The organism is Moorena sp. (genome assembly GCF_982860115.1).
Genome location: NZ_CEYLVT010000019.1, coordinates 50,908 through 58,732, shown reverse-complemented (window position 1 = coordinate 58,732; position 7,825 = coordinate 50,908). Strand labels below are relative to the sequence as shown.

Here is a 7,825-nt window from a genome sequence, read left to right as displayed (position 1 = left end):
GTTTGTCGGTATTTGTCAAGTATGTCGGAGAAAATATTTACCAGGAAGTTGCTCCCTTCTGCACACTCTTTCCCCTGTTCCCTGTTCCCCGTTCCCTGTTCCCTGCTCTCGACTCCCGACTCCCGACTCCCGACTCCCGACTCCCGACTCCCGACTCCCTTTTAAAACTACCAAGGATTCCCCACAATAGTAAACCAAGCCCAATAGTAAGGATGAGATAACTTCTTATTACTATTATCCTTTAGCATCTCGACTTGGGCTAGTCTTAAAGCTTCTGCTTTTCTAGGAACGAGTTTTAAATGGTCATAAAAAGATTTCATGAGTTTAAACGTTCCATTTTGAGGCACTGCTAACAAACTAGCTAAGACTGATTGCACTTTGGCTTGATAGGCAAATCCAGCAAATCCTAATTCATACTGTTCATTGCCAAGGGCTGTATCACAAGCACTTAAAACCAATAAGTTTACCGGTGGTTGCTCTAATCCCAGGGTTTCAAATTTTCCTAATCCTAATCGTTTTTTTCCGAACTGAATGTAGGAATCATTAGCATTAGACCGAAATTTACCATGGGTTCCTAAATGAAGGATATTAAAAGATTTATGATGAATTTCATCCTGGAGATTAGATAAGGTAAAGTTTTCGTTTTCTAGGGCTTTAGCTGACCAAGTATTAACTAAATGGTCAATTAGTTTGGGCACATAGGGTAGGTCTCGATGGTGGTCAAATTTTTCCGTGCCCATTGCCAGCACTGGTGCATTTCTGACATCGGTATAGTTGGTATCCGTCAAGCTCAAACTAGGCACTAAACCAACACTGTATTTTTCCACAATAAAGCTTTCGCCATCATGGAGTGCTGCTAAGGGGAGAGACTGCAAGCTTTTATCCATCACAAACACCAAGTTATTGATGTTTTGTTGATCTAATGTCTTCTGGAGGGGTTTAATCAGTAATTGATAGAGTTGTTGGGATTTTGCTAAGTCTTGTGGTCGAAACACCCCTGCTCTGGGAGATTCTACACTATCCCGGAATGCTTCAGCTAAGGCTAACACTTGCTCCCGGCTGGTATTAGCAATCCGTTTGTAGATCATTTTGCCTTGGCTAGTTACCAATACTAGTTCCAATGGAGCATTAGGCTTTGGCTCTACAATTACATTAGGATTAATGTTGAGGAATTCGGTTTTCAAGACAACGTCTCGTCCTGGTAAATTTCCAGAATTCCGAAAAAAGACATAGATCAGTGCCGGTCTAGCATCGGTAACTTGTTCAATTTGCTTGAGTTCTGTTTGAATGTCTTTTGCTGTTTTAATCTCAGTAACAGATAACGACCCTTGACCGGTGACTTGACTGGTAAAATAATCCTCTAGTTGATAGACAAGTGTTTCTTTAGAAAATGCTTGAGTTTCTTCTATCATCACTGGTGGGAGGATTTCCTGTGGTAACTCAGGTAACTCTGACTCACTATTGGTTACTGTATTAGGAGATACCTGAGTAATCAGTTGAATCTGAGTGGGAAAATCCCCCTGAGTATAGGACTCCAGAAACCGTTGCGTTGGCAAAATCGAATTGTCGATGCCAGTGGTAATGGCTGCAGCGGTACCATTGAGGGTAGCATCCCCTACGGTAAAGGGTATGGAACTTGCTCCGCCATTATGTCGGATGATGACTGAGCCTCCTGCCACTCCGCCCCTAGTGGAAATACTAGCTGTGCTCTGATTGCGTCCGCTAAAAGCATCAGTAGCTCGGAAAAATCGACCAGCGGTAATATCGACATTACCACCACTACCGTTTTCTCCCCCTTGAGCATTAATCGCCCTGACTTCCACATCCCCAATCGGGTCGATAGTCACATTTCCGCCATCTCCAAAACTACCGCTAGTATTAATTACCCCAGTCTTGATGGTAGTGGAGGCATCGATAATCAGATCACCACCACTGATACCAGAAGTGTTTAGGTTGTCTGTGAATACCTCTCCATTCCTAGCAGTAAGCTTGATATCGGAACCATTGGTAATAATGTTCCCAACTGCAATGGTTTGATTGGCTTCTAGAGTAATGGAAGCATTGTCTATTCCTTGAATTGTGCCATTGCCGATGATAGCACCTGACCCGGCTGGGGCTTGAATGGTTACTGGGTCTTGGAAGGTGACCCCAGTCTCAGCAATGGTGATGTTAGCGCTACTGTTAGGATTACCGATAGTGATAGCAGTAAAGCCATCTTGCAGGAGGTTGATTTCTTGGGAAGTTAGTGCTAAAATATTAAGCTGGTTCCTATGATTGCCACCAATTGCGATCGCTTGATCAGCGCTGAACGGTTGTAATGTAATGGTGGCATTGCCTCGCACTATCTCGTTAAAGTTAATGTCATCAGCAGTTAGGGTAATATCCCCTAGGGGAATAGTCGCTCCCACTGCATCATTAAACTGAATGGTACCAGTGCCAGCATTAACACTCAGGTCTTGACTACCGTCAACAGTGCCATCAAAAGTAATCTTACCGCTAGTGCTAGTGATGTTAGCAGTAGTGTTAGGGCTAGTCGGATCAAGATTGAGGGGTTTGAGGAAGCTAATGTTACCACTACCAGATGTCACGCTGCTGTTGAGATTGATTTGAGTAGTGTTGAATTCCCCAATTGAAATAGTCCCTAAACCCTGAGCACGGATGGGTTGCTCAATGGTGATAGTACCAGGTATATCTTGTCCCAGACTAATGTTGCCATTATTAGCAGCGCTAATCCCATTCATACCAGCCACGGTAGTAATCACAGCATTGGGATCTTGGAGGTTAAGGATAATATCGCCACTATTGCGGGTAACAGCAGCAATATTCTTAGCTTGAACATCTATACCATTAGCATCGGCGTAGCTAAATCCATTTTCAGCATCGAATAAGACTGCCCCTTGTTCACCATCAATTTTTACTTCAGTGCCTGGACTATCAAAGATGGTACCAGCAGAAATAAATTGAGCTGTCTGATTATTAGCGAGTTGGACAACCGGATTGCTGTCACTGCTAACAAAGTGAATATCCCGGCCTCTGACTATAACATTGATGTTTTCCTGACTCAGGTCAAAGTTGCGGATTCTTACATCACCGGTCAATTCAGGATTTCCAATGGTTAAGGTGCCGGAGGTTCCTAAATCAAGGTTATTGATCAAATCAGCTGTGGTGATTTGGAAGGTGGCACCAGGGTCTTCCCCTATCCCCACGGTAGTATTAAGCTCTTTTGGTTGGATAGTGATGCTTTCAGCCATCAGCTGGGAAATCAATTCAATGCCGCCAGCGGTAATCAAAACATTTTTAATGTTACTGACTTGTAAGGGTTGGTCCGGATTGCCGAGACTGACTTGACCATCGGTATCAATGACTAGAGTGCTGGGGCTATTGATGGGATTTTTGATAGTAATGTTACCGTTGGTAGCTGTGATTGCGATCGCTCCTCCATTTCCCGATTCCGATCCAGCATTGATACCGCTACCCCCACTATTGATTTCGATATCACCACCTCTGCTAATTACCGTGACATCACCGGCACCTTGCGGAGCAAAGGAATCGATACTAGGAATTTGAATAGTAGGTTGAGTTGTGGATAATTGACTATTACCATCCGCCATTAGGGTAATATCCCCTCCCCTACCAGTATTATTGCTGGAAGTATCTAACCGATTCCCCTGATTAACGTTGATAGTGCTGCGAGAGTCAATCAGGATTTGTTGGGAATTAGTATTAGTATTACTATTACTTAGACCACCGGTCTTAATGGTGTCTACTTGAATTGCTCCACTGGGTAATGAGCTATTAGCAAGATACTGATTGGTTAACAAGACCAATCCATCCCGAGCTACGGTAATATCACCAACTTCGATATCGGCACTGGTGGGATTATTTGTAACAGTATTACTAAAATCAGCAACAAGATTATCTAAGTTGTTTCCTGGAATTCCTCCTAGTTGTGTCCAATCAATACCAGCTCTAATATCTAAAGTCGCCTGATTATTACCATCAAGCATGCCATCAATCACCAAATTGCTTTGGTCAGATAGAGTGACATTAGCTAAATTAGCAAGAAAGGGATCGGAGTGAGTTGGACTAATTTTAGGGTTAGGGTCATCACTAGGATTAATCACAATTTCGCCTAAGGTAACACTACCTCCTGCCAAAATATGTAGGGAAGCGCCTTGGTAGTTTCCTAGACTGACATCACCATTTGCCAGAATGATGGAATCATCAGGACTAATCCAATTTCCTGGACTACCATCTAACTGCTCGATCCGAAAACTAGCGCCTGTGTTATAATGACTACTGCCTTGTACTGGATTAGCGGAACGCAGTACCATGTTTCCACCAGAGAAGAAACCACTAGCCTGATGATTGAAGGTTGAAATCTCGATAGCTTGATTCCCCTGGATGGATAAGTTGCCGAGGGCTTCCGCAATAAAGGGGCGCGCTAGACTATCATGCGATCGCACGGTATTGCCAGCCAACAGATTCAAATCCCCAGTAGTAGAGAGCTGACTTTCGACTAAGGTGAGATTATTAGCAGCTGAGAGTGTAGCAGTTTCAGCGTTTACCTCCCGAGCCACCACATCACCCATCTCAATCGGTAAGCCAGAATCCGCGAGCTGTACTTTACCATCTGGCTTAACCACAATCGGTGTCTCTAACCCTTCCACTCCCCCGGTCAACAAGGTTGGTAAATCCTGAGGTGTAAACGGTAGCTGCTCCCCATCAGCATCCGTTGGTAATTCAATTTCTATACTTAATAGGTGTCCTGGTTGGCTAATCCTAACTAAATTACCACCATCTACAGCAGCCAGAGTAACCGTTCCTTTGGCAGCACTTACGTTTCCAGTAGTAATCACACTACCGCCGATTAAGGTTAAATTATTTCCCTCTAATACTTCCAGATTTCCAGCATTAATAATACTCCCTGGTTGATTCGAGTCAAAGGCCAACGTCTTGGGATTACCGATTAAAGTTTGATAGTCATTTGAGCCAAAGCTAGTGAACCAATTGTCTTCACCAAACCCAATTCGATTCGCTGTTGTTACCGTTAAATCAGCTGGGATATTCAACCGAGCATTAGCCCCAAATATCCATCCCGCTGGATTCATTAAAACTAAATTTGAGTTACCTCCAACTACTCGAATTAATCCGCCAACAATTGACGCTTCACCCCCAATAACCCGAGCCAAAATATTACGAATTTGGGGATTAGACAGAAACGTAACTGTCTGTTCTGCCGTCAAACCAAATTTTTCAAAACTATGGAATAAATTTGCTCTATCTCCGGAAATTGTCCCCCCGTCAATCGTCAAATCATTACTATCAATTGTAATACTAGTTCCCGTCCCATCTGCGGCTGGTATAATAGATTCAGCCTTAGCGACATGGACAGGATATAGTATAGCTAAACCTAAATAAATTTCTCCAACGAGAGAAAAAATTTTCCACAACCATTGACTATGCCACCCAACAGCTTTCACGAGTAGATGCTCCCACTACACCAATAACCTAGACCAATAACCTAAATTAACCATAATTTAGTTAATCGCGACTTAATCGCTATTTAGTTGCTAATTTATCGCGCACCCTTAGGGAAGTTAACTGAATAGTAATTTTTACGTTAACTTCCCTAAGAGGATAGTTTATCAAACACGCCCCCTGCTCAAATCTTACCATCATCAGACTGCTGGGAATACTATCCACCCTATCACTACATCAACCAAACTCCTAATCAGGGAACGGATGTAACAGATGGGTAACTTATGGGTAACTGATCAGGGCAGAGATTTATGGGTTTTGGTTAAAAGGATCAATAGGTAATTGACATCTGCACAATTCTTAATTAAATCCCAACAATTCACTATTTTTAGTTAATTTTTATTCACCCTAGGCATAAAGGATTCAGCCGTCAGCTATCAGCCCTTGGCTGATAGCTGACGGCTGATAGCTGATAGCACCTCAAGTAGCGCTAATCGCTGTTCGCTGATAGTTGATAGCTGACGGCTGATAGCTTACCTAGACATTTGTCGAGCGACTAGAACTTACCATTACTAGCAGCAACAGAAGTACCATTGCTCAAATAGTGCTCAGGCTCTACCTCAACCTCTACGAGGTCTTGGTAATCTTGACTTTTACTTCCAAAAAGGGTCTTTCTTGTCCAACGAACTAAGTTATCGACATAGGTAAATAGTACCGGCACCACCACCAAGGTGAGCAGAGTAGAAGTGGTAAATCCTCCAATCACGGCAAGAGCCATGGGACTACGAACTTCACCGTCGGCTCCCCATTCCAAGGCAATGGGAATCATCCCAGCAATGGTAGAGACGGAGGTCATCAAAATCGGTCGCAAGCGACTGACTCCAGCTTGAATGACTGCTTTATACTGGGATGTCCCTTCTTTCTGATTGGCTAAGGCAAAGTCTACCAAAAGAATGGCATTTTTGGTCACCAATCCCATCAGTAATACTATTCCGATGAGGGCAAACAGTCCCAATTCCTTCTGGCCAATCAACAGTCCCATTAAGGCACCACCGACGGATAGGGGTAAAGCCACCAAAATTCCAAAGGGATAGAGAAAACTGTTGTACAACAATACCAGAATGGCATAAATGCACAACACTGATAGCCCTAACGCGCTCAAGAATCCACCGAAAATGTCTCGCATAATCTTGGCATCCCCGGCGGGTTCCTCAGAAACTCCAGGAGGTAGCGGATTCATAGCAGGTAGGGATTTGACTTTTGCGATCGCATCTCCTAGGGAAATCCCTTGCAAGTTGGCTTCCAAAGACACCTGACGAGCACGATTAAAGCGGTCAATCTGGGCAGGTCCACTCCCTAAACGGATATCGGCTACAGCAGCGATGGGGACTAAGGTGCCATTTCGACTGGGAACCCGCATATTTTTGAGGGTTTCGATGTCATCCCTCGATTCTGGGTCGAGTTGGACACGAATCGGAATTTGTCGGTCAGCTAGGTCAAATTTAGCCAGATTTGACTCAAGATCTCCAATTAACGCTAAAGAGGCCGTGCGTGCGATCGCTTGAACAGATACTCCTAAATCTGCAGCACGGGCAGGGTTAGGTACAATCACAATTTCTGGTTTAACTAGACTTTCACTAGAGGTAACTTCCACTAAACCAGGAATTTGACGCATTTGTTGTTCTAGGGTTTGGGCGGTTTGGGAAAGCAGTTGACCATTTTCACTTTTGAGGATAATGGATAAATTCTTGTTAGAGCCTCCAGGTCCTTGACTGCGGAAACTAATCCTCGCGCCAGGTATTTTCTGGAAAGTCTGACGCATCTGCTGCTCAAATTCTTTTTGAGAGATTTCCCGTTGGTCTTTGGGTACTAGTTTGGCGTATACAGTACCATTATTTACACCATCATGTCCAGCCCTGGCTATAACATTTTCTACAACTGGGTTTGACTGCAACAACTGATTGGTTTCTTGAATGAGGTCTTTGGTTTCATTCAGTTCAGACCCCGGTGGCAGATCAATCAATATCGTACTGACTCCAGTATCCCGACTACTAAACACACCCTTGGGAATAAACTGTACAAGCTGCAAGCTACCGATGAAAAAAGCTACAGCTATCACAATCGTGGTAATCCGGTGCTTCAACGCCCAGGTTAATAGACCTCGATAAGGTTGTATGCGCCGCCTCTCATCGGTTGCAGGTTGTTCGGTTGCAGGTTGTTCGGTTGCAGGTTGAAGGTTATTGGGTTGAAGGTTATTGGGTTGAAGGTTATTGGGTTGATGGTTATTTTGCCAAGTTTCAACCTTCAACTTGTCAACCTTCAACTTGTCAACCTTCAACTTGTC

2 protein-coding genes are annotated in these 7,825 nt (G+C 43.8%); both read right to left on the bottom strand.

What is annotated here, in order from left to right; genetic code table 11:
* Window positions 1–167 precede the first annotated feature (167 nt).
* A complete protein-coding gene (locus tag AC4II3_RS05795) occupies window positions 168–5,483 on the bottom strand; it encodes a CHAT domain-containing protein (RefSeq protein WP_488015325.1) in 5,316 nt (1,771 codons plus the stop codon).
* A 554-nt stretch (window positions 5,484–6,037) separates the two neighbouring features.
* Window positions 6,038–7,825, bottom strand: a 1,788-nt coding sequence (locus AC4II3_RS05790; RefSeq protein ID WP_488029332.1) for an efflux RND transporter permease subunit, incomplete at its 5' end; no start/stop codon positions are given.